Source organism: Gracilibacillus salinarum, from assembly GCF_022919575.1.
GTDB classification, from domain to species: domain Bacteria; phylum Bacillota; class Bacilli; order Bacillales; family Amphibacillaceae; genus Gracilibacillus; species Gracilibacillus salinarum.
In genome coordinates this window covers 2376077-2399884 of record NZ_CP095071.1, presented here as the reverse complement: position 1 = coordinate 2399884, position 23808 = coordinate 2376077, and the positions used below count along the sequence as shown (strand labels likewise).

Genomic DNA, 23808 nt, shown 5'->3' with positions numbered 1-23808 from the left:
ATATGACAACTAATCAACGATTTATAGGAGATATGCCGAAAATAGGGATTCGTCCAACCATTGATGGCCGTAGAAAAGGTGTAAGAGAATCCTTAGAAGTGAAAACAATGAATATGGCAAAGTCTGTAGCAAATCTGTTAGCAGAGAGTGTGCGTTATCCTAATGGACAACATGTCGAAACCGTAATAGCTGATACTTGTATCGGCGGGGTAGCAGAAGCAGCGATGGCGAAAAATAAATTTGACAAAGAAAATGTTGGTGTAACGATAACAGTGACTCCGTGCTGGTGTTATGGATCAGAAACAATGGATATGAATCCGCAAAGGCCCAATGCAATATGGGGATTTAACGGAACAGAGCGCCCAGGTGCCGTTTATTTAGCTGCGGTGCTGGCAGCGCATAACCAAAAAGGATTGCCGGCATTTGGGATTTACGGTGAGGATGTGCAAGATATCGATGATGATGCCATCCCATCTGATGTTCAAGAAAAAATAACTCGTTTTGCAAGAGCAGGGCTGACGGTTGCTATGCTCAAGGATAAATCTTACTTGTCTATTGGCTCGGTATCAATGGGGATAGCTGGAAGCATGGTGGATGAAAGCTTCTTCCAAGAGTATTTAGGTATGCGCAATGAATATGTAGATATGACAGAATTAACGCGGAGGATCAATGAGGAGATTTATGATAAAGAAGAATTTGCCGTTGCTTACCAATGGATAAAAGAAAATGGTATCTTTGGATCTGATATAAATAAAGCGGCAAATCAACGAAATACAGTCCAGAAAGAGGAAGACTTAAAAACGAATATAAAAATGACGATGATCACTAGAGATTTGATGCAAGGCAATGCTAAGTTAACAGAGTTAGGGTATGAAGAGGAGGCAATGGGACGCAATGCCATTGCTTCAGGGTTTCAGGGGCAGCGTCAGTGGACTGATCATTTTCCTAATGGCGATTTCATGGAGGCAATCCTGAATTCTTCTTTTGATTGGAATGGGATACGCGCACCATATATTGTAGCAACTGAAAATGATACGTTAAATGCTGCTACAATGCTATTCGGTCATTTGTTAACGAATACTGCGCAAGTATTTGCCGATGTAAGAACGTATTGGAGTCCATCCGCTGTCGAGCGTGTGACCAAACATCAGCTTGAAGGCAGAGCAAGTAATGGTATTATTCATTTATTAAACTCAGGGTCTGCAGCGCTTGATGGTACAGGGGAACAAGAGCGACATGGCAAACCAGTGATGAAGCCTTTCTGGGAAGTGACGAAAGAAGAAGCCGCCAATTGCTTGCAGGCAACAGAATGGAGACCAGCAAATACCGAATATTTCAGAGGTGGCGGCTTATCGAGTAACTTCAAAACACGCGGAGATATGCCAGTCACCATTGCACGTATTAATTTAATTAAAGGTCTTGGTCCGGTACTGCAACTTGCAGAAGGGTACACAGTGGAGCTTCCGGAGCATATACATGGAGTACTGAATGATCGCACAGATCCGACATGGCCGACCACCTGGTTTGTCCCCAATCTAACAGGTCATGGGGCCTTTCAAGATGTCTACTCGGTGATGAATAACTGGGGCGCAAACCACTGTGCGATGAGCTATGGTCATATCGGTGCCGATCTTATCACGCTAGCATCGATGCTGCGGATTCCTGTAAACATGCATAATGTTGCAGAAGAAAATATTTTTCGTCCAACTGCCTGGAATATGTTTGGTACCGGTGATAAAGAAGGAGCAGATTTCCGAGCCTGTCAGGTGTATGGACCATTATATAAATAAGATAACTTCTTAATCATAACAACAACCGGGCGGAACACGTATCCAACAAAAATACGTGTTCCGCTCGATTGTCTACATTTGTAGTACGAACATTCGTCTAAATAATATCTAATCAAATCGTGAAAAAGCGCGAGTCAATCAATAAGAAAACATTATGTTGACATATGCAAAGCTCCGAAATAGGCTCCTCAGTTGTTTTTATCACGACGCTAATCGTCCGTAATACACGACTGTTTGAAGTCTCATTTTATTATCCTGTTCTTGGCTAAAAACTAAGCACTTCTTTATTCGTTCGCGCCAGCAATTCTTTATAAAAAGGATCCTTGCCAATGGTTATTATACGATCACATAGTGCGGTAATCTCATCCATGTCATGAGAAGTGTAGAGTATCATCTTTTGGTGCGTCTTAGCTTGGTTACGTAAATAGGCGCCAATCTCTTTTCGAGACTTTAAATCAATTCCTGCTGTCGGTTCATCTAATAGCAGGAGGCCAGGGTCATGAATCAGGCTGATAGCCAGGTTTAATTTTCGTTTCATCCCGCCAGATAAATTCTTTACCGGCGTTTTCCAACGGTCCAAATTCATATCAAGACAAAGTTGTTCGAGCTGAGCTTTCGTTTTTTTCTTCCAGGATAGTTTCTCGAAAAATACCATGTTTTCTTCTACTGTTTGCTGTTCCCATATCGCAATATCTTGTGGTACAAAACCAATGTGCTGCCGTATTTGTTTTATGTGTTTATGGTAACTGGAGTCATACAAAGAAATCTCACCTGCTGTCGACTTCATTGTGGTAGCGAGTATTTGAAGCAGTGTAGACTTTCCAGCACCGTTTTCGCCAACAAGACCAACTATCTCACCTGGATAAACAGTAAAGGAAAGCTGATCTAAAACATGTTTTCTTTTAAAATGTTTTTGTAGATCTTCCACTTTAAGCATTATTTTTCTCCTCTCGTTTAAACCAGATTACGATGCCGATAAGGCAGACAACGAACCAGCCAATTGTCCATTCACCTGATAGAAATCGATCTAATGGATTAAGGAAGGATAGCCATATATGCAGGTTCCCGATCCAAGGAATGTTGCTGATGGCAATTAATACTATAATCCAAGTAATCGCTGCAACATACATGAAATAGACGTTTTTCCAAACGGTTACAAACAAAAAGGCAACGAAACAGATTGTCAATCTGAATGTCAGCAACGTAATTAGGGAAATCTCTGCTCCATATTGTAAGGACAGTACAATAGCCGTTACCCCATCCGTGATAAGAAATAAAATCAGGTATACGAATACGTTATATAATATATATGCCGGATAGGAAACCTTCATAAACTGAAAGCGAACACGCACATTTTGCTGACGCTCTTTGATTATCCAGTCGAAAACAAAAATGGTAATCAACATGGTTGAAAAAGCCCAGATCATCCAAGGGTTTAATGACCTTCTGCTATTGTCTGCGGCCGCTTTCTCTCCTTGGTATTGAAATTGATGGATCAGCAAATTTTCTGTTGTTTGTATTTGTTTCGACTTGGCTATCACTTCATTGATCGACCAATCTTCTGCACCATTTAATTGCTGTTCTAATTGAATAACAGTGTTAGCGGCATGTACCCGTCCGGTCTCTTGTTGAAGAATCGATACAATAGATTCTTTTACAATATCATAGGCAAAGGAGCGATCGGAATAATATCCTTCCAGCAAATTGTTTCTGTTTCCTTCTTGCAAGGCGTTTTGATAACCTTCCTTTATCACAAATACACTATCAAGTTCATGCCTTTCTAATTGTCGAAGTGCTTTCCGTTCTGACATTACAGTAGCCGTAACAAGCGATGTGTTATTTAGTTCGTTGTATAAGGCGAGAGAAGAATTGGTTTCTTCTTCTAAGACAATACCTATTGGTACAGTAAAGTCTTCTTGTACCGACTCAGTCACAGAGAGAATGGCAATGGTGATCAAGAGTGGCAGAAACAACCAGATGCAAAGACTGAACGATTGTTTTTTTACTAGTAACCAGCGTGTGTACAGAATGTCTTTCATTTATAAACACGCCCTTTCCATGAGGACACAATGAGAAGGACAATCCAACCGATCAAAACCGTCCACATCAGGCTCTTCATTTCAGCATAAAATCGTCCATTCAGCATAATTTGTTCAATCCAATAAAAGGATTGATGAGCAAAGCTGTATGAAAATAGATTTTCCAGATAAATAGGAAAATAAATTTTGGGAATAATAGCGCCGCTGAACAGGATGACAATGGCGGTGAAGATTGTCAGCATTAATAATGTAACTTTTTGAGATTTTAGCAGCCATCCAATCAATGTAAAGCTTTGCAGAACAATCATACTATGCAATAGCAGTAAACAAGCTATTCGGATGGCATTTTCTGTCATAATCGTTATATCTTCAAAGAAATAAAGGTATGATAAGAAAGTAACGGTTGCCATTATAGCTGTTACGAACAAGGTAGTGATGATGGCAGCAGCTGCTTGTTGAAAGTCTGTCACTCCATACAATTGGACGCGCTCTTTCATTTTTGTACTGATGTCCTTTTGCAACATTGTGTAAATAATCACTAACCAGATTGTTACTATCGTGAACCATCCAGCCAAACTGAAATATTCAGTAGGGGAGGAGGTTGCGTTATTGGTCAGTTTCTCCTCGGTTACCACTCTGTCACTGCCCAGAACATAAAAAAAGTAATCAGTGAATTGTTCCAGCAGTAGTGCGTTTCTTTCTTGATCGTTCATTTCTAATTGTGTGGCGTAGTGATTGATGGTTAGAATGTTAGCCTGTGAACTACGAATGTGACGTGTAAGGGTTTCGATTAATTCATTAATTATTTGGCTTTGCAGCGGTTTTTCGGGATTCCCAATAATAGAAACTCGCGATGCTTCTCCATTCATCAGTTTTTGAAAAAAGTTCTCCGGAAAAATGACGTAAGAACTTAAATTATTGCTGGTTATACCTTGCTTTGCTTGTGTCTCTTCCATTTCTTGCATGGATAATACATCACCAAGCTGGGAAGAGTCCTCTAATAATTCAATAATCAATTTCGTTTCCTCTGATTGATCAAAATCGACTAGTCCTACCGTGAGGGATTCTGTTTCAGCAACATCCATCATGGATACAAGCGAAAAGGCAAGAAGGCCAGTAATAATTATCGGTACCAGTAAAATAAGAGGAAGTGATACCCACTTCCTCCTTAGTTGGATTAAATTGCTTTTTGTAAACAAGTAAATATGTTTCAAAGATTTCATCTATGACACCTACTTTAAACGCTAATGTTAAAAGCCGCCGGTTCCCATTCCACCCATCATATTACTCATCCACACTTGAAATTGTTGCATAACGTCTGTTTCAACGTATTCTGTAATTTCTTCACCGCTCATGTCGCTTAAGTTTTTCACTTGATCTGTGTCTGGGGTTTCTACCTCACTGATAGTAGTACCTTCTTGCGAGAGTTTGATGGACAAGCTGTCTTGATTGAGTGTCGCGCCATCTTCCGCGAAAAGCGTATGATCCACCGTCATTTGATCCTCTTCATACGTTCCTTCACCAATCCAGTGAAGGCTCATTAATTGTGTACCTTGCTGTGAAAAAGAAAAAATATGTTCAAATGATTTATCTGTCTCATTTTGCTCTGTCTGATTGGACTCAATCGTAAAGTTTGCATCAGGAACAGATAAGGTAATGACATCGTTGGTTGTTCCGTCTTGTTGAGACAGATCAGCATTCATATTCATTGTCTCTTCTGTATTACCATCATCTACCGTGAAGTTATAATCCAATACTTGAGTAGAATCAGTGATGGCATTCGTTCCGTCGACCCGAACTGTTGCTGTTGTTCCAGCATCTTCAATTGTAGCGGAAAGTTCCCTTTTTACGATAATATCGTCTTGCACCCAAATCACGGATTCAAAACCGTCTGGAAGTTTAATGGCGTCTACATTTGCTGAAGCATCCTCCATTGTTGATACGAAGTCTTCTTCAAATGCAGTGATTTCTTCATTAGCTACTTCTACATTAGCGTAGTCGAGATAAAAGGTTTGATTAACGAGGATTTCTCGAAGTTTTTCATCGGCTGCCATTTTGTCGAACAGACCCTTTAGTATATTTTGTACTTCTTCCTCTGATAAGGAAAAGGTAATTTTTTCAGCGTTCACACTATTATCGCCAAGCGTAATGTCCTCTGATGTTGATTCAAATGCCTCATCGGGAATTTGGTCATATAGATACATCATGTATTCTTCGTTAATGTAAGTAAAGTCTTCTGTCATGAATGGATTTTCGTTATACAATGTACTGAAGTCTATATTTTCCTCTCCAGAAAAGGTTTCAGGATCGAGTTCCTGCAGAATTCTTCCGAGATCGTCTCCATTTACTTGAATGATGTTATCCAGAAACGGTAAACCTACGTATAAGTCATTATTGTCGAGTGTTGCTTCCATACCATTCAGTTCAATACCAGCCATACCCGCTGAAATAGTAACGGACGACATGTTTTCCTGTCTATCCATTGCGGATTCTATCGTAATATTGGCGTTATTAATAATTTGGTCATATCCCATCCCCGCCATGCTGGGAACGTTCATTTGACCAGTTATTTCTGTTACAGATTCAATGGCATTTTCATCGGTGTGTTCTTTCCAGGCTATTTCCTGCTCGAACCTTGATTCGAAGGTTTCCTGCAATTGCTCAATCGATTTCTTCTCAGCTAAGAAATAATCTTCTTTAGCCGATGTAAGTATAAAGGCTTGAACAGATATGATTCCTGCGATTAATATAGCCGCAACTGCCACCGCAATGATAATCCATTTTGTTCTCTTTTTCTGTTGTTTGGGTTGTTCTTGCTGAATCGCTTCTTCCATAGATTAGTCCTCCCCTAAATTCAAATGGCTTACAATGATTCCCCATATATTCTCTATTTGTTATGATAGGTATAAAGACGTGATGTTCGTGGATAAAGATGGAAAATCACACATAGTTGCCATAATATCATGAGTCATTAAAATCATCTATACTTTCGACAATTAAAGACAAGAAAGTCGAAAAATATACCGAAAATGGACAGGAGAGAGCAGATCCCATGAAATACGAACATGGTTATAAAAGATATATTCCGAAAGCAAAGCACTATTTTCAAGATAAGGAAAAATCGAAACAGTTATTAAAACAGGCAGAAATAAAAGCAAATGATAAAAAAGGTAAGTTAGAAGAAGTGTGGGGAAAGCTGCAATTATTATTTGAAGCACTTCGGGCATGGATTCAAGGCGAGTATAAAGAAATTCCGAAGGGATCTATTGTGATGATCCTGGCAGCAATTATTTATTTCGTTACTCCGATAGATATCGTTCCTGATTTTTTAGTTGGGTTAGGTTTGTTTGATGATGCGGCTGTGCTTGGGTTTGTCATCAGACAAGTAAGTGAAGATTTAGATCGGTTTAAGGTGTGGCAGGAGAGCCATGGTGAGGAAAAGCCATCTGTGGAGGAAGGCTGATTCTCCAAGATGACTAGTTCGTTAATTATTCTTTAGCTGATCACTGTTTACGCTGGGGTGATATCCGAGCTCTTTTATAGCGTTTGAGATATCCCAAGGCTTATCGGTGTTATTCGATACACCATAATAGGTACCATGCTTTGTGTTTGTTTCGATGGCAGAGATAAATAAATGGATTAAGTCATGTTGAGAAAGTAATGTGCGTGATACTCGATCATTTTCAAGTAATGCCTTCTTTTCATCCTTAGGTACTGAACCGATTCTGATATTAATAACGGATAAATCCGTATGTAATGAAAAAATAAAGCCTGCTTCCTCTGAGGTTACTTTTAGCACACCATATAAGCCTTTAGGATAAGGATAATCCTTGGTAGTAATTTCTCTTCCTAATTGAGAGTATCCATTTTCCTCATAATAATCAGAGGCATGATTACTGCTCGCATAAATCACTTTATCTATGTGATACTCCTTGGCAATCAGCATGAGATAATAACTCGCCTTAAAGAATACATCTGTCATTTGATCAAATGCCTCTACGTCTTCAATCGCTCGACTCGTTTCTATACGTAATAAATTGATCATGACGTCGGTGTCTTTTGGGATTTTTTTAAGCATATCATGATAGTTTGTTGCATCCATTTGTTTATGCGTAGCGGTTTCGTTTTTAACCATTTTATCGAAAACCAGCACATGATAGTCAGGTGATAAATGTTTGTATAATATCTCTCCAACGGTTCCTGCTCCGCCAATGATGATGACTTTTTTCAATTGGAAAACACCCCTTTAATCGTTCTAGGCATTAGTCTGGCTTATTTAGGTGAGGACATTCATCTTGTAAGCAAAGAAAGTACAAAAGTGCAGTCACAGCAGTAATCTTATGGAACATAAAACGGACTTCCTATAATATGGATTATGTCAACTGGAAATGTCTGACATGGAGTTAATTATGATAGTTTTCATCTGCTTAGCAAAGCTCCGGAAATAGGCTCCGCGTCCTGTGGGCACGGCTTCAGCTAACTTATGAAAGAAAATTCTTTTCTTTCATAAGTGGATCTTCAGCTCGCGCTGATTCCACGGGAGTCTCCGCCTATTTCCTACGCTTGAGGGAAGTACTACAACGTTTGAAATAGCTGTGAGCAGTGGTGCTAGGCATTATAAATTATAAAAATGGTGACTGATTTATGTAGATAGCAATCGATATCCTTCCTATGACATCAGTTGTAGAGCAATCATCCTAGCGTAGGCCAACCACGGAGACTCCCGCGGGATTGTGCAGGTGCTGGAGATCCACTTTGTGAAGCGCCCTTCTTCACAAAGTTAGCTTCAGCCGTGCCCCGCAGGACGCGGAGTGGTTGGACGGAGCGGTATCCTAGCACTTGAAACATTTCAAAATTACCGTACCGCTAAGCAGTTAGTTTACATAATCCATATTATAGGAAGTTGTTTATTAATGAAGTCAATTAGGACCGGGTGGTTTATGCTCGGTTTTTATAATGAATCTATCAATTAAAAAACTTTTGTAATTCCCCATACAAGAACACTTATAGCGAATAGGATATATAGTATATGGAAAAATGTCCATTTTTTTGTGCCGTCTTTAAGAGAGCGATATAAATCGTAAAAACCTTGAAAAATATAAGCGGCAAATATAAGTAGAATACTGATACTATCATTATAATAATGATTATCGAAAATCATTATACCAGCCCCTGTAAGCAAGGTGGCGACTATAGCGTAGTAGCCAAATTTTATTGCTTTTCCATTGTCAACTCCCATTTTATCACCTTTCATCATTTTTTGCTTTTGAATATACTAACATAAACAGCGAGTTATTTTTCGTAAAAAAGAGTGTGATAGACTTAACTATCAGCACTCCGTTGTTTTAACGATGTTTTTTCATTTTTCGGTGTTGTGTAGCCTGGTGACGATAGTGTTTTGTCTTTTCGATTTTGTCCCGCATGTATGCCGTTGAATTCTCAATAAAAGCTGTTTCTCTCAGCAACTTTAAATAACTGTGATACCGTGCTTCAGTTATTATTCCGTCCTCTATTGCTTTTTGAATCGCGCAGCCTGGTTCTGATTCGTGCTGGCAATCACGGAATTTGCATGCGTTTTCTAACCCTTTAATATCTTGAAAAGTGTTGGATACCGCTTCCTCTGTGTTCCATAATTGTAACTCTCTTAAGCCGGGTGTATCCAGAATCAAGCCTTTATCAAATACTAACAGATCCCTTGAAGTAGTAGTATGTCGTCCTTTGTCGTCATTTCGGATAGCATGGACCGCTTGTTGTTCTTTCTCCGATAATATATTTGATAACGTTGATTTACCAACACCAGATGAACCAAGCAACGCGATGGTTGTTCCTGACTGCAAATATTTGTTCAAGTCCTCTATCCCCTGATGGGTAATCGAGCTTGTTACATGGATGGGAACGCCGATCGCTACTTCTTCCACTTCAAGTACTTTTGCATCGATGTCGTCAGATAAATCAGCCTTTGTGAGTACAATCACCGGACTTGCTCCTGATTCCCAAGCTAATGTCACATATCTTTCAATTCGCCGAATATTAAAGTCATTATTCAAGGCGCTAACTAGAAAGACCGTATCAATATTACTGGCGATTAGTTGTTCTTCCATATTATTGCCGGCTACTTTCCTTGAAAAAACACTTTTCTCTCTAAATTACCGTGAATGATGGCAAATTGGTCACCGTCTTCATGAGCGAAGACAACCCAGTCACCTACAGCAGGTAACTGCGACGATACTTCTGCTTCGAATAACAGCTTGCCGGCTATTTTCGCGTTCATATCACCTTGTTTTGTCGCTAATTTATAAATGTTTTTCCCTTGGCCTACAACTCGACCAACCTGCCATTCATTCGAAAATCTCCGTTGAAAATCTGTTTCAAAAAATGCAGACCATCCTAATCTCTCTAAATTCACCGTTTTTTCCTCCCAAAGAATGTAGTGGTGGGAGAAAATCTCTGGGTTAAGCCGTTAGAAATCCTCCCATTTTAACAAAAACTCCTGTATATACACTCATCAACAACACGTCCTTTCCTTAATATTACATTAAGATTAATGTGAGTTTGCCTGTTAGTCAAGCAAATATGAGATGTGTATGAAATAAAACAGTAGGGGAGAATGAAGGACAGTACAAATAGAGTGGGGAGTATAGAAAGCGGACGCTAGCATTCAATTCAAGCAGCGAAAATAAGCAATAATTATGGATTTAGAAGATTAACCTGACTGTGCCTACTGCAAATCCGGATTGTGTAATGTGCTTTGTAGACATTTTTGAAATGGTACGTGTGCTGAAATAACTTCTGCTAACGACTTCGCGTCCTGCGAGACACGGCTGAAGCTAGGCTACTACCCGAAATACTTCTTTGCTGCCTCAGCACATGGCAGTACAGAAGCAGTTTAAGTTGTAACCTAGCTAACCCGATCGATACAGGACGCGGAGCAATTTTTAGGGGCTTTGCTAGTACCTTTAAAATATCAAAATAACCTCATAGATAATGCGGTTCCACTTGACTTAATCCATAATTTGGCAAAGTGATATAAGACAGTGAGGGTTTTTATACTAAACTTCCTCTACTTTGTTAAATCAACAACAACCTTGACAGTATCTTTTGCTTCGATTGCTTTATCAAAAGCTTCCTGGATCTTGTCTAATGGATAGACTTGTGTAACCATAGTGGAAATATTAGTCTTCTTTTGGTTCAAATGGTCAATTACACGGGTAATGTTATCGTGAGTATATCCGCTCGCACCGATGATTTTTACTTCTTTACTCATGATTTGAGCAAGGCTTACAGGCACCTCGTTTTTATACACAGCGATGATAGCAATACGAGCCTGTGGTTTAACGATCTGCATAACTTGTTCAAATAATGGGGGAGCACCAGCAGCATCAACAAAACCATGTACATTTGGAACATTGATTCCGTAAACATTCTCTTCGCCAAAATGGTTGATCAATCCTTCTGCAAGGCTTTCATTTTTGGTGTTAACGGTTCGTGCACCTAATTCTTTAGCCTTGTTCAGGCGGAAATCATCGATATCTACAACGCAGACATTAGTAATTCCTTCTCCGATCAGACCGGCTGCAGCAGACAGTCCAATTGGTCCTGCTCCAAGCACAACAATGTTTTCGTCTTTTTTCGGTTCGATGCTGAAGGCACCGTGAAAGCCTACGCTCATTGGCTCCATTAACACAGCTTCTTCTGGTGTTACCGAATCATTCATCTCATATAAATTATAGTTAAGTTCAGCATCTTCAATTAGCACATATTGGCTGAATGCTCCACATTCTAATGAAAATCTGCGACCTGCACGTTTTGCTGTAATCGGATTGATACCAACACGCATTCCTTTAGAGATGGCTGAAGGGACATCTTTTCCAAGTTCGACTACTTCGCCAAACAATTCATGTCCAAATTCAGCACCAAATCGTATCCCCATTTCATTTCCTGCTTTTACGATATTGATATCGGTTCCACAGATGCCCCCACGCAACGTTTTAATTAATACATCCTTAGCGCCGACAGAAGGGATCTCGCGTTCTTCAATCTTCACATCATTTTGTCCATGATAAATACCAACTTTCATACGCCACACTCCTTACATTAGTAGTACTTTAATCGTAATCTGTTTGGATGAGAAAGACAATGAACAAAAAAATGAATGATGGTGACTAATCAACAAAGGAAGCATGATTGTTGATTATTGATAAGAAGTGTGGAAATAAGAGGGGAATAAAAGATAGCTTATTTATCATTCTTAATAGTGCTGTAGATGACAAAGAAGAACAAGGAAAAAATTACAACACCGACACCAATAAACAGGCTGATTAATTGGTCCATTAAAATTTCCTCCTTATAAAGGTAATGGTATGTATCCTATGCAAAAGCACCCGGTAATATGAACGACTTTCATCGTACGGATCACCTGGGTGCTAAATAAATTAAATATAATTTTTAGCTTCTAAGAATGCCAAGATGTCTTCAACGGCTTCTTCAACTGACTTTTCCTCAGTGTCTACAACGAGCTCTGGCGCGACTGGTTCTTCGTAAGGCGCATCAATGCCAGTAAAACCTTTGATCTCACCTGCGCGAGCTTTTTGATACAAGCCTTTTGGATCACGAGCTTCACAGCTTTCAAGACTGCACTTTACATACACTTCGATAAATTCACCATCGTTTAACAATTCGCGGACATTATCACGGTCTTCACGATAGGGAGAAATAAACGCGGTCAATGTAAATAAGCCAGCGTCATTTAAGAGCTTGGAAACTTCACCGATCCGACGTATGTTTTCTTTACGATCATCTGGACTGAAGCCTAGATTATTGTTAAGGCCGTGACGGATGTTATCACCGTCAAGTCGGTAGGAGCGAATGCCACGATCGAACAGTGCTTTTTCTAATGCCACCGTAATGGTAGATTTGCCTGAACCTGAAAGTCCGGTGAACCATAGTACAGGACTTTGATGCTGATTTTGTTTGATACGATCCTGCTTTGTTACTGCTGAATCGTGCCAGACAATATTTTTTGTCTCTGCCATTAGTTTGAACCCCTTTGTAATCCTTTAATTAATACCTCTGCCACTTCCGGTCTCGAGAACTGTCGTGGTAAAGCTTCACCGTTACGAAGCTTCTCGCGGACCTTTGTGCCACTTAAATGAACGTGCTCAGACTTGTCGTGTGGGCATGTTTTTTGTGATGCCATATTTTCGCATTTCTTGCAGTAGAAGGCATGCTCAAATTTGAAAATTTGAATGCCAAGCTCTGCTTCATATTCAGCTATTAAATCTTGTGCCTCGTACGTACCATAATAATCACCGACACCGGCATGGTCACGACCGACGATGAAGTGGGTACAGCCATAATTTTTACGGACGAGGGCATGCAGAATAGCTTCACGTGGACCTGCATAACGCATTGCGGCCGGATAAATTACTAAACGAGTACGATTTTTCGGATAGTAGTGTTTTAGAATAACTTGATAGCTTTCCATACGAATGTCAGCGGGGATATCGTCAGATTTGGTTTCACCAACTAATGGATTTAATAATAAGCCATCAACCGATTCCAGTGCGCATTTCTGAATGTATTCGTGCGCGCGATGGACTGGATTTCTCGTTTGGAATCCGACCACTGTTTTCCAGCCAAGATCCTGAAATAGTTGTCTTGTCTCAACAGGATCGAGATAAAAATCTTTAAATTGATCATGGTTTGGGCGATTTAATAAAGAGATAGGACCTGCTAAATATACATTGCCTTTCTCATACAATTTCTTTACTCCTGGGTGTGCTTCCTCTGTTGTGCCATAGACCAATTGTGCTTCTTTCTCTTGATCATAGCTGTACTTCTCGGTAAGCTCCAATGTACCGTATAATACATCGTCTTCACCATAGAGGGCAATATGTTCACCAATCTCTAATTCATTTGCTTCAGCTTCTGTTACCGCAAGATTAATTGGGATACTCCATACAGTGCCGTCTGCGAGATGCAAATTCTCGACGACTTCCTGGTAGTCCTTCTCACCGAGAAAACCAGTCAATGGGCTGAATCCACCAATTCCGATTAATTCCAGATCAGAAATGCTCCATGCATTAATGGTAATTCTCTTGAATTGTTCTGCTTTGTTAAGTAATTGTTCTCTTTCGGCACCTGTTACTTCGCGATTTACTAATTTACCGCCATGTGCTTCAATTGTTTCGTTTGCTTTCTTCTCGATTACTGCCATTATAAAACTCCTTTCTGCTCACGGTGAAACTTTCTGCCATCATTCACTTCATCCACATATTCTTTGCGGACGACGAAGTCACCAAAGTGTTCCTTTTCATTTCGATTGGTTGCGTAATCATGAAAAATTTCTTTCAATGTTGCCAATATTTCCTCTTCGCCAATATTTTCACGATATAACTGGTTCAAGCGGTCACCGATAAAACTTCCACCAAGATAGAAATTATATTTACCAGGTGCTTTTCCAATAAAGGCGATCTCGGCAAGACCAGGACGTGCACAACCATTAGGACAGCCGGTCATTCGGATCACGATTTCTTGCTCTTTCAGTCCTTCTGCTTCTAACAATCCCTCGATTTTATCAATGAGAGAAGGGAGGTAGCGTTCAGATTCTGCCATAGCTAGGCCACAAGTTGGGAAGGCAACACATGCCATGGAATTTCGGCGCAACCCTGAATAATTTTTTCCTTCTGTAATGCCATAAGCTTCAATAATTTCATTGATTTGCTTTTTCTTTTGGGCGGTTACGTTGGCAATTACTAGATTTTGGTTCGGTGTCAAACGGAAATCACCAGTGTGCACGTTCGCGATTTCTCGTAGTGCTGTCAATAACTGATAATCGTCGGTGTCTTTCACTCTGCCATTTTGGACAAAAAGCGTAAAATGCCATCTGTTATGGCCTTTTACCCAGCCATAGCGATCGCCATTGTGGTCGAAATGATAGGGTTTCGCTTGCTGTAATTCGAATCCTAGACGTTCGTTCAGTTCTTCTTTAAACCAATCCAGTCCATAGCGATCGATAGTGTATTTAAAGCGTGCATTTTTTCGGTCAGAACGATTACCGTAATCCCGTTGAATCGTCACCACTTTTTCCGCAACGTCAATAGCATCTTCTTTGTTACAGTACCCGGCGATTTTTCCGACTTGCGGATAGGTGTCGGTATTTCCATGCGTAGAACCCATACCGCCTCCTACTACTACGTTAAAGCCTTGAACTTCATTATCTTCAATGATGGCAATAAAGCCTAAGTCTTGAGAGAAGACGTCGACATCATTGGATGGGGGAGCTGCTATCCCGATTTTAAACTTTCGTGGCAAATAAGTTTTGCCATAAATAGGCTCATCTTCTTCTTTGGAATCAATAATTTTTTCTCTATCTAACCATATTTCATGATAAGCTCCGGTTTTTGGTGAGAGATGATCGCTGATTTTTTGCGCCCAATCTTGAATTTCTTGGTGAATGTCCGATTGATAAGGGTTCGGATTACACATTACATTCCGGTTAACATCCCCACAGGCTGCAATGGTTGTCATCAATTCATCGTTGATTGTTTTTATTGTATCTTTCAAGTTCCATTTCAATATCCCGTGCAATTGAAATGCTTGACGGGTGGTTAATTTGATTGTCTGATCACCATATCGTTGTGATAAGTCATCAATAGAAAGCCATTGCTTAGGAGTGGCTACACCGCCAGGAATGGCAACACGAAGCATAAATTGATAAGCAGGTTCAAGTTTTTGCTTACGTCTCTCATCTCGGATATCACGATCATCCTGCTGGTAACTTCCGTGGAACTTCAGTAACTTTGTATCGTCTTCGGAAATGGCTGAAGTGATAGGATCTTGCAGGCCTTCTTCAATCGTACCTCGTAAATAGCGACTTTCGACTTTCAATTTTTCCATTGGATCTAGATTATTAGAATTGTTTCCCATTGTATTTTCCCCCCTAATACACGTCTCGTTGATATCTCTTCTCTTGTTTTAATTTATTGATGTATTCTGTCGCCTGTTCTTGTGACAGCTTCCCTTGTTCACTGACAATGGCGAGCAGTGCCTCATGAACATCTTTAGCCATTCGTTTCTCATCCCCGCATACGAAGAAATAAGCCCCTGCTTCTAGCCATTCATACAATTGTTGAGCATTTTCCTTCATGCGGTGCTGTACGTAAACTTTCTCCTCAGTATCTCTTGAGAAGGCTACATCCATTTTGCTTAAAAAGCCTTTGTTCAGCCAATTTTGCCAATCAACTTGATAAAGGAAATCAGAGCGGAAATGCTGATCGCCAAAGAATAGCCATGTTTTTCCTTTTAGTTCTAATTCTTCACGTTCTTCAATATAACCTCTAAAAGGCGCAACTCCAGTACCTGGTCCCACCATAATTACCGGTGTTTCTTCATCAAATGGGAATTTGAAATTTGGATTTTTGTGTACATAGACATTTAACTGATCACCTGGCTTGATTCTGTCTGCTATTTCTCCGGAACAAACACCATTGCGATCACGTCCATGTGTATTGTATCGAACTGTTGCAATAGTTAAATGCACTTCATCCTCATTTGCTTTGTAGCTGCTTGAAATCGAATATTGTCTCGCTGGAATCTTACGTAAAATCTGCATAAGTAAAGATGGTTCAAATGGTGCAGGTGGATAATCGATAATTAGATCAAATAAGTCGCGGCCATCGATATACGATTTTACTTGCTCTGGTTCAGCGAGAAGCTTGGTCAGCTTTTCGTTCTCAAAATGTGCTGCCGCTTTCTCCAGCAAGCCTTTCGTTAATCTAGTAATCTCAAATATAGAAGTTAACGCTTCCTGTACAGATCGTATTTCTCCTTGTTTATTAATCGGAATTGTTTGTTCAGGATTCCATTTAAACTCGTTTATAATTTGCTGTACGAGTGTTGGATCATTTTTCGGATAGATAGCTAAGCAATCACCTGGTTCATAGCTTAAATTGGAACCATCTAACGCAATTTCTATATGTCTTGTCTCTTTGTTAGATCCTTGACCGCTAAGTTTAATATTATCTAATACTTCTGCAGTATAAGGATTACTCTTTGAATATATCGGTTGTTCTGCTGGGGTTGGCTCCGTAACGGTAGCATTAGCTCCTGACTCGTTTTCTTGTTTCATGTAGTCGAGTACACCTGCAAACCATTCCTCAGCTAGTTCTTCATAATCGACATCACAATCCACGCGTGGGTGGATTCGTGTAGCTCCTAGCTCCTCGAGTCGTTTGTCAAAATCTTTACCAGTTTGACAGAAATGCTCATAGGATTCGTCCCCTAATGATAAGACGGCAAAGTTCACGTTATCCAATTTTGGCGCTTTTCGACCATGGAGAAATTCATGGAATTGAATCGCATTATCAGGCGGATCTCCTTCGCCGTGGGTTGCTGTAACAATGAATAAGTCTTCTGCTTCTTTTAATTTTTTTGGTTTATAATCGTCCATACAGGAGATGGTAACATCCCTTTGGATTGATTTGAGTTGCCCCGATAATTTCTCCGCAAGCTCTTGGCTGTTACCTGTTTCGGATCCGTAAAGAATCGTTGCCGTTCTCGTTGCCACTGGCTGGGTGGCAGTTTGTTCGGGAGCAGGTGCCGCCTGGCTAGCGTTAGCCTGAGAGGCGGCTAAATATCCTGCTAGCCAATTCTTCTGTGCATCTGTCAATGTTGGGAGCAGCTGATTTAAGATTTCGGTCTGTTTCTGATCAAAGGGACTATTTACTACTTGTAATGTCAACGCGTTCACCTCTTTAAATAATTAATCCGATAGATTTACTTTGTTATAGCCATAAAAAAATAGTTATTTTGCCGACTGCGGAGCAACGTGAAGTCCGCATTCTGTTTTATTGAAATTGGCCCATCTGCCTGCACGTTCATCTTCGTTATCCAATACTTTGGACGTACAAGGTATACAGCCAATGCTCGGATAGTTCTCATCATGAAGTGAGTTGTAAGGTAATTGATGATCTTTAATGTAGTTCCAAACATCATCCCAAGTCCAATGAATTAATGGACATACCTTTACAGATTCGAACCTGTCATCTTTATTAATAAAGTCGGTATTAGCTCTTGAAGGTGATTGAGCTCTTCTCAGACCAGATATCCAGGCTGTCGCTCCACTCAGCACTTCTTCAAGCGGTTTTATCTTACGAATGTAGCAGCATTGATTAGGATCGCGGCTCCATAGGGCGGAACCATATTGTTCCCGCTGTTCGTCGACTGTAAGAGAAGGTTCTTTCATGACGATATCCAGTTTTGGATATTTTTCCTTCACTTCGTCGATTAAATCATAGGTTTCTTGGAAATGGAGACCAGTATCTAAAAATACCAATTTGGCATCTGGTTTCACATTCGCAATCAAATCTATCATTACCATACTCTCAGCACCAAAACTACAAGCATAGACAAGTGAGTCACCATACGTCTGATAAGCCCAATTAAGGATACCTTGTGCACCTTTGGTTGGGTCCGATGCAGATGGTTCCTCATGATTTAAAGGACTGTCGCTATAGTTTGCGTAAGTCAACATGATTGCATCCTCCTTATTAAAAAAACCTTCCTATCGGTCTGTGATAAGAAGGTTGTCAGTGTATCAGCATTCCTTCTTATCTTCCGGTTGCAACATATTCGTTACACCGCAGGATTTGGCACAGTGTTTATTCCATACAACCTGTTGCCGAGATTTCATTGGGCCTGCCCCTCCATCTCTCTGGATAAGAATTCCATTCATTTTCATTTAATAACATAGTAAATGTTATAGCGCTAAATGTCAATACAGATACATGTAAAAATTGTAAAAATCATCATTTGTTTTTGCTTATTCGATCTGTTTCGTGGACTGCTGCAGTTTCTGGAAACTTGTAATACCAGTTTGTATTAAGCTCTATCAGGGTGTTTGATTAATGATTCCAAGGCATCTTTAACAGTTTGAAATACTTGTTTATTTTTTAATTTTTCACTAAGCAATGAGGAGTGCATGGCTGATTGACTTCTTATTCCAGTAAATATTATCGTCAAACCAATTAGCTCCATCAGTTGTACCGTATAAAAAAGGTTATAGATACCAGAGTCGGTTACAGTTTTTATCCCAGTAAAATCAAAAATCACGTAATCCATTTTCGTTTCTGCAATGTGATGGATAGTAGTGTTGATTAAAAGTATTGTCTTGTTATCATCCAGTGTACCAATTAACGGACAAATATCAATATCATCGTCCACTTTTATAATAGGTACGGGAAGGTCTTGTGCATGTTTATTGTCTGAACGAGGAGGCAGAGATTCCTGGTGAGAATCAAGATAGCCATGGATAAACCCTGCATTGTAAAACAAAATGATTTCATCTATTGTTTTTCTTATGCCATCATATTCGTAATTGGGGAATTTGTGCAACATTTTCTCCTCCAATAAGTGCTGAATAATATGGGCGCTAATATAAGGAAAACAATCGATCATCTGCAGGAAAATACGTTGATCTGTTATAACATGCCCTTTTTTATATCCGATTTCTTTTATATTGTCTAAAACAGCTTCCCCTGTCGTAATAGGTAACTTCTTACTGATTAAGTAGATTAGACTTTGCAACAGAACAGTCAGCTGTTCTGATTGTTGATGATCGTTAAGTGACGAGACAATTAGTTGCCTCTTATCTTTCATCCAGTTTGAAACCTGTTCTTTTGATACGGGTGAGGTCACATATTGCACTCCTTTCTGTAGAAACGTGCGTTTGGTTTTGTATTGGTAAACGGCGACAAAACGTTGTCTATCCTAAAAAAAATAGCATCACTTACTAGTTTATAAGATTAAAAGAATATTTAAAGTGGTATATTTATATATACCTTATAAGGAGCGATAGATGATGAATCAGAACTTGGAGAGTATAAAGGTGACTTTAGATGTTGTTTGTGGAAAATGGAAAGCAGTTATTTTGTTAACCCTTTATGAGGAAGGTACTTTACGTTTTGGTGAATTAAAGAAGCAGATCCCGTTAATCAATCATCAGACGTTGATCAAACAGCTAAAAGAATTAGAAAACGATAGGTTAATCAAGAAGAAGTCCTATCAGGTTGTACCTCCCAAAGTAGAATATTCATTAACAGACTATGGACAAAGTATCAAAGGTTTATTATATAAAATGATAGAATGGGGGGAGCAGCACAGCGAGCAGAACAAAACACCTTCCTGAGGAATAATGTCGACATTCCCATTTATGTAATCTAACAAAATGAGTGATCAAGATAAATGTAACAATTTATAAGTAATACAGCGTAGAAGCAAACTGCGCAGCAACTTTAGCGATAGATCATTTTGAAATAGATAATGTGCAGGGATACCGCTCCGTCCAACCACTCCGCGTCCTGCGGGGCACGGCTGGAGCTAGGCAACTACCCGAATTACTTCACTGCTGCCTTGCACCGAGAAAGCCTACTTCGAAGCGTTACTAGTAGACGCAGGTGCAGACGTAGTGGATCTCCAGCACCTGCACAATCCCGCGGGAGTCTCCGTGGTTGGCCTACGCTAATATTTAGGCTCTACAACTGATGTAGGTTGTAGTATTTTTGAGTGTTATTCATAAACGTTCATCCTACACTACTACTAGAATAATGCCTAGAACTGTTGCTTTTGATTATTGCAATCGTTGTAGCACTTCCCTTAAGCGTAGGAAATAGGCGGAGACTCCTCATGCCTCAGCGCGAGCTGAAGATCCACTTGGTAAAGAAAAGAATTTTCTTTACCAAGTTAGCTGAAGCCGTGCCCACAGGACGCGGAGCCTATTTCCGGAGCTTTGCCAAGCACATTAAAAATATCAAAATGACCAAATCGAAATAAAATGTTTTCCTATTCATATGATCACGCTTTTTCTAGATCTGTTTTAGAACTTACTTCGCAGTATATCCATACTACATAAATGCAAAGCCGAGTGTAATACGAACAAATGAGAATTCGTGTTACACTCGGCTTTTGTTGTGTCTGGAATTTTTCTCCCGACTCTATTTGTCTACTTATCTATTGCAGGATTTCTTCTACTTTTGCCAATGCCTCCGGTGATAGTTCGATGCCAGACGCTTGCACATTCTCTTCAATTTGTTCTGGTCGGCTTGCCCCTATTAATGCGCTGGATACGTTCGGTTGGCGAAGAATCCATGCAATAGCTAATTGGGCAAGTGATAGGTTTTCGTTGGCTGCGACATTTTTTAACGCTTCGACACGCTCTAAGTTATCATCCGTCAACTTACGAGATAGATTTATGTTGTCCTGCGCGGCTCGGCTATCGGACGGGATAGACGCTCCTTTTTTGTATTTGCCGGTTAAGATCCCCTGCGCTAAAGGAGAAAAAACGACTTGGCCGATGCCGTGCTTTTCACTGACCGGAATAATTTCTTGTTCAATATTACGGTGGAGCATACTGTAATTTGGCTGGTTGACCACAATACGATCTAAAAGTTTCTGATCAGCCAAATGGATGGCTTCTGTCATTTGCTCTGCTGTCCATTCACTGACGCCAATATATAAAACCTTACCTTGCCGTATCAAATCATCCAATGCTCGTAATGTCTCTTCAATCGGTGTGTCTGGATGATAGCGATGACAATAGTAAAGGTCGACGTAATCCAAACCTAATCGCTGCAAACTGGCATCGCATTGCTCCATAATGTGTTTACGTGACAAGCCTTGATCATTGGGACCATCTCCCATTTTCCCAAATACTTTGGTTGCAAGAACATAGGAACTGCGCGGGTATTTACGTAATGCTCTCCCTACGACTTTTTCTGCCTCTCCCCGCATGTAAACATTGGCAGTATCAAAGAAATTGATCCCGAGTTCATACGCCTTATCAATAGATGCCTCGGCATTCTTTTCAGCTACATAACCCCCGTATGTAAGCCAGCTGCCTAAACTTATTTCACTCACCTTCAGTCCAGTATTGCCTAAATGTCGATATTGCATGGAAATACCTCCTAATATTAAGCGTTTACATTATTATAAAAGATAGTTGAATAAGTTGCGAATAATCTGATCCTTTACTTGAAATTATTTTATTAATAATAATTTCATATAATCCTGTAATTTCCAATCGTTTATGATATATTTAGCTTGAATATATAGTGATCACGGAGGTTTTTTAGTGGGATTCTGGATATGGTTTCTGCTTTGGATATTAACTTGGTCTGGTGCGATTTGGCTGGAATGGTGGCATGGATCGGTTGCTATCACATATTTGCTATTAATGATGGCGTTGTTTTTTGCTGTTTTTTTCTTTACCTCTATGGGCGAAAGAGTTTTCGGGGTTCTCTGGTTTGTTCTGATTGTAATTGTTTCAGTTGCGTTTATATGGCCGGTTAATGCCGTTTTTAATCCTTTTGTCTTACTAATGTTCTGTTTCATTCTAGCTATTATGATAAGGCGAGCAGAGGGCTGGTCCTTATACTTATTGGTTGCCGCGTGGTTACTGGCGTTATTTGGCCTGCATATACAATATAGTTCAACATCTATTATTCTATTTTTCTTATTATTGAGTACGTCTTTATTCCTCTTTGTTTATTATTACAAACAACATGTAGTGGATCAACATGACATATCTTTACGTTATCAAGCATTGCTGCAAACGTATCGACAACTAAAGCGTGACTCTGTTGCGAAAGAACAATGGACTCGACAGCAGGAAAGGGTCTTTATTGGCAGGGAGATTCATGATCGTGTCGGGCACACCCTTACAAATCTGTTAATGCAAATTGAAATATTACGTTTGCAAAATGATAACAAAGATTTAGAGCAACTAAAACAATTAACTCAAGAAAGTTTATCTGAAACAAGGAAAGCAGTAAGGGCATTGCAAGATGATAATGAGACCGGCTTAGCAGCTATTCTTCATCTTATTCGGAAGTTAGAGGCAGAGCAATACATATCGATACAATTCTCCATGAAACAAAACGTTCTTTCCGTTGTATTAAATCCGGATCAGGCTGTTGTATTATATCGGGCGATTCAGGAAGCTTTAACAAATGTGATGCGACATAGTTCAGATAAAGAAGCGGTAATTGTATTGGAAGTACCTGGTTTGTCCATTTTTCGGTTTGAGGTGATTAGTCCAATAGAACAGCAGACAGAAATAAAAAAAGGATTTGGCCTGAACGCGATGAGTGAGAGACTTGCGCAAATTAATGGTTCACTCGAAATACAACAATTTGATCAGCAATTTATCATTAGAGGACAATTTCCGTTAGAGGAGGTTACGAGATGACCGATATATTACTAGCTGAAGATCAGGCGATTGTAAGGCAAGGTATAAAGATGATGTTAGAGACGGAACGTACATTTACAGTTAAAGGAGAAGCGAAAAATGGAAAAGAAGCGTTGGCATTACGTGAGAAATACCATTTTGATTTGGCGCTGTTAGATATACGGATGCCTGAAATGGATGGTCTGCAAACAGCAAAAGAGTTATTAAGACGATTTCCTAAAATGAAAGTTTTAATTCTGACTACATTTAACGATCAGGACTATGCTATACAAGCTTTACGAATAGGAGTACATGGATATTTACTAAAAGATGCGGAGGCAGACCAGCTCATTCACGCAATTAAGGATTGTATCGCGGGAGGCTTACAGTTGCCTGGATTGGTTGCGCAAAAAGTAGTACCGGAATTATTAGAAAGACATGAAAAGAAAGCCGTAGAAGTAGCTGGCCATTTAACGAAACGGGAGATGGATATCCTTTCGTTATTAGGCGAAGGAAAAAGCAATAAAGAGATTGCTGCAGCACTATCGTTATCTGTAGGCACAATCAAAAATCATATTACTCATCTGTTGGATAAATTAGGATTGAGGGATCGTACCCAACTAGCCATTTATGCGATTCGAAATGGTCTGGTATAAAAAGTGACGGAGGTCACGATTAGGGTGAGAAGTGATGACGGAGGTCAGTGTTCGCGCTGTCCTTTTTTACGTAGAATGAAAAGAAAGATTGAAAGGAGGAA

Annotated in this window: 21 protein-coding genes and 1 riboswitch; of the genes, 5 read left to right on the top strand and 16 right to left on the bottom strand. The window is 39.8% G+C overall.

Features of this window, described 5'->3' with window-relative positions:
- The first annotated feature begins 2 nt into the window (after positions 1–2).
- The gene (locus MUN87_RS11060; protein ID WP_244747838.1) at positions 3–1790 is read left to right on the top strand and encodes an L-fucose isomerase; all 1788 of its coding nucleotides are present in this window, start codon (positions 3–5) and stop codon (positions 1788–1790) included.
- A gap of 265 nt (positions 1791–2055) precedes the next feature.
- Here the strand turns inward: MUN87_RS11060 and MUN87_RS11055 are convergent, their stop codons facing one another.
- From MUN87_RS11055 to MUN87_RS11040, 4 genes are read right to left on the bottom strand one after another with little or no spacing between them, the layout of a single operon-like run.
- Positions 2056–2727, bottom strand: coding sequence for an ABC transporter ATP-binding protein (locus MUN87_RS11055; protein WP_244747837.1), 672 nt, complete (start codon positions 2725–2727; stop codon positions 2056–2058).
- Entirely contained in the window at positions 2720–3829 is a 1110-nt protein-coding gene (locus tag MUN87_RS11050) for an ABC transporter permease (RefSeq protein ID WP_244747835.1), read from the bottom strand. The genes MUN87_RS11055 and MUN87_RS11050 overlap by 8 nt, the downstream gene beginning before the upstream one ends.
- Positions 3826–5052 (bottom strand): ABC transporter permease, encoded by a 1227-nt coding sequence (locus MUN87_RS11045; RefSeq protein ID WP_244747833.1) that lies wholly within the window; start codon positions 5050–5052, stop codon positions 3826–3828. The genes MUN87_RS11050 and MUN87_RS11045 overlap by 4 nt, the downstream gene beginning before the upstream one ends.
- 27 nt (positions 5053–5079) lie before the next feature.
- Positions 5080–6663, bottom strand: coding sequence for a DUF6583 family protein (locus MUN87_RS11040; protein WP_244747831.1), 1584 nt, complete (start codon positions 6661–6663; stop codon positions 5080–5082).
- A 218-nt stretch (positions 6664–6881) separates the two neighbouring features.
- Here MUN87_RS11040 and MUN87_RS11035 point away from each other — a divergent pair, with 218 nt between their 5' ends.
- Positions 6882–7292, top strand: a complete 411-nt coding sequence (locus tag MUN87_RS11035) for a YkvA family protein (protein ID WP_244747830.1) — start codon at positions 6882–6884, stop codon at positions 7290–7292.
- Between the two features lie 21 nt (positions 7293–7313).
- Here the strand turns inward: MUN87_RS11035 and MUN87_RS11030 are convergent, their stop codons facing one another.
- From MUN87_RS11030 to MUN87_RS10980, 11 genes are all read right to left on the bottom strand, one after another.
- Complete coding sequence (locus MUN87_RS11030) at positions 7314–8060, bottom strand: NAD-dependent epimerase/dehydratase family protein (protein ID WP_244747828.1); 747 nt, start codon at positions 8058–8060, stop codon at positions 7314–7316.
- A gap of 738 nt (positions 8061–8798) precedes the next feature.
- On the bottom strand, positions 8799–9086 hold the full coding sequence (locus MUN87_RS11025) for a hypothetical protein (protein WP_244747826.1): 288 nt from the start codon (positions 9084–9086) through the stop codon (positions 8799–8801).
- An 88-nt stretch (positions 9087–9174) separates the two neighbouring features.
- Positions 9175–9930 carry a ribosome small subunit-dependent GTPase A gene (gene rsgA / locus MUN87_RS11020; protein ID WP_244747825.1) on the bottom strand — a complete coding sequence of 252 codons (756 nt, stop codon included), beginning with the start codon at positions 9928–9930 and terminating at the stop codon, positions 9175–9177.
- A gap of 11 nt (positions 9931–9941) precedes the next feature.
- A complete protein-coding gene (locus MUN87_RS11015; RefSeq protein WP_244747823.1) occupies positions 9942–10235 on the bottom strand; it encodes a ribosome small subunit-dependent GTPase A in 294 nt (97 codons plus the stop codon).
- Positions 10236–10889: 654 nt separating this feature from the next.
- Positions 10890–11906 carry a zinc-dependent alcohol dehydrogenase gene (locus MUN87_RS11010; protein ID WP_244747822.1) on the bottom strand — a complete coding sequence of 339 codons (1017 nt, stop codon included), beginning with the start codon at positions 11904–11906 and terminating at the stop codon, positions 10890–10892.
- A 355-nt stretch (positions 11907–12261) separates the two neighbouring features.
- A complete protein-coding gene (gene cysC / locus MUN87_RS11005) occupies positions 12262–12861 on the bottom strand; it encodes an adenylyl-sulfate kinase (protein WP_244747821.1) in 600 nt (199 codons plus the stop codon).
- Entirely contained in the window at positions 12861–14045 is a 1185-nt protein-coding gene (gene sat / locus MUN87_RS11000; RefSeq protein ID WP_244747819.1) for a sulfate adenylyltransferase, read from the bottom strand. Before sat ends, cysC begins: the two co-directional genes overlap by 1 nt.
- Positions 14045–15757 (bottom strand): assimilatory sulfite reductase (NADPH) hemoprotein subunit, encoded by a 1713-nt coding sequence (cysI, locus tag MUN87_RS10995; RefSeq protein ID WP_244747818.1) that lies wholly within the window; start codon positions 15755–15757, stop codon positions 14045–14047. Before cysI ends, sat begins: the two co-directional genes overlap by 1 nt.
- 13 nt (positions 15758–15770) lie before the next feature.
- Complete coding sequence (locus MUN87_RS10990; protein WP_244747817.1) at positions 15771–17570, bottom strand: assimilatory sulfite reductase (NADPH) flavoprotein subunit; 1800 nt, start codon at positions 17568–17570, stop codon at positions 15771–15773.
- 63 nt (positions 17571–17633) lie between these two features.
- Entirely contained in the window at positions 17634–18362 is a 729-nt protein-coding gene (locus MUN87_RS10985; RefSeq protein WP_244747816.1) for a phosphoadenylyl-sulfate reductase, read from the bottom strand.
- A gap of 73 nt (positions 18363–18435) precedes the next feature.
- A riboswitch (SAM riboswitch) is annotated at positions 18436–18553 on the bottom strand.
- Between the two features lie 156 nt (positions 18554–18709).
- The gene (locus tag MUN87_RS10980) at positions 18710–19525 is read right to left on the bottom strand and encodes an STAS domain-containing protein (protein ID WP_244747815.1); all 816 of its coding nucleotides are present in this window, start codon (positions 19523–19525) and stop codon (positions 18710–18712) included.
- A 160-nt stretch (positions 19526–19685) separates the two neighbouring features.
- Here MUN87_RS10980 and MUN87_RS10975 point away from each other — a divergent pair, with 160 nt between their 5' ends.
- Positions 19686–20015, top strand: coding sequence for a winged helix-turn-helix transcriptional regulator (locus tag MUN87_RS10975; RefSeq protein WP_244747813.1), 330 nt, complete (start codon positions 19686–19688; stop codon positions 20013–20015).
- A gap of 821 nt (positions 20016–20836) precedes the next feature.
- Here MUN87_RS10975 and MUN87_RS10970 read toward each other — a convergent pair.
- Positions 20837–21778: an aldo/keto reductase family protein gene (locus MUN87_RS10970; protein WP_244747812.1), complete on the bottom strand. Its 942-nt coding sequence runs from the start codon at positions 21776–21778 to the stop codon at positions 20837–20839.
- A gap of 178 nt (positions 21779–21956) precedes the next feature.
- Here MUN87_RS10970 and MUN87_RS10965 point away from each other — a divergent pair, with 178 nt between their 5' ends.
- Together MUN87_RS10965 and MUN87_RS10960 are read left to right on the top strand one after the other, a co-directional pair.
- Complete coding sequence (locus tag MUN87_RS10965) at positions 21957–23072, top strand: sensor histidine kinase (RefSeq protein ID WP_244747810.1); 1116 nt, start codon at positions 21957–21959, stop codon at positions 23070–23072.
- Positions 23069–23707, top strand: a complete 639-nt coding sequence (locus MUN87_RS10960) for a response regulator (RefSeq protein ID WP_244747808.1) — start codon at positions 23069–23071, stop codon at positions 23705–23707. The genes MUN87_RS10965 and MUN87_RS10960 overlap by 4 nt, the downstream gene beginning before the upstream one ends.
- Positions 23708–23808: the final 101 nt, after the last annotated feature.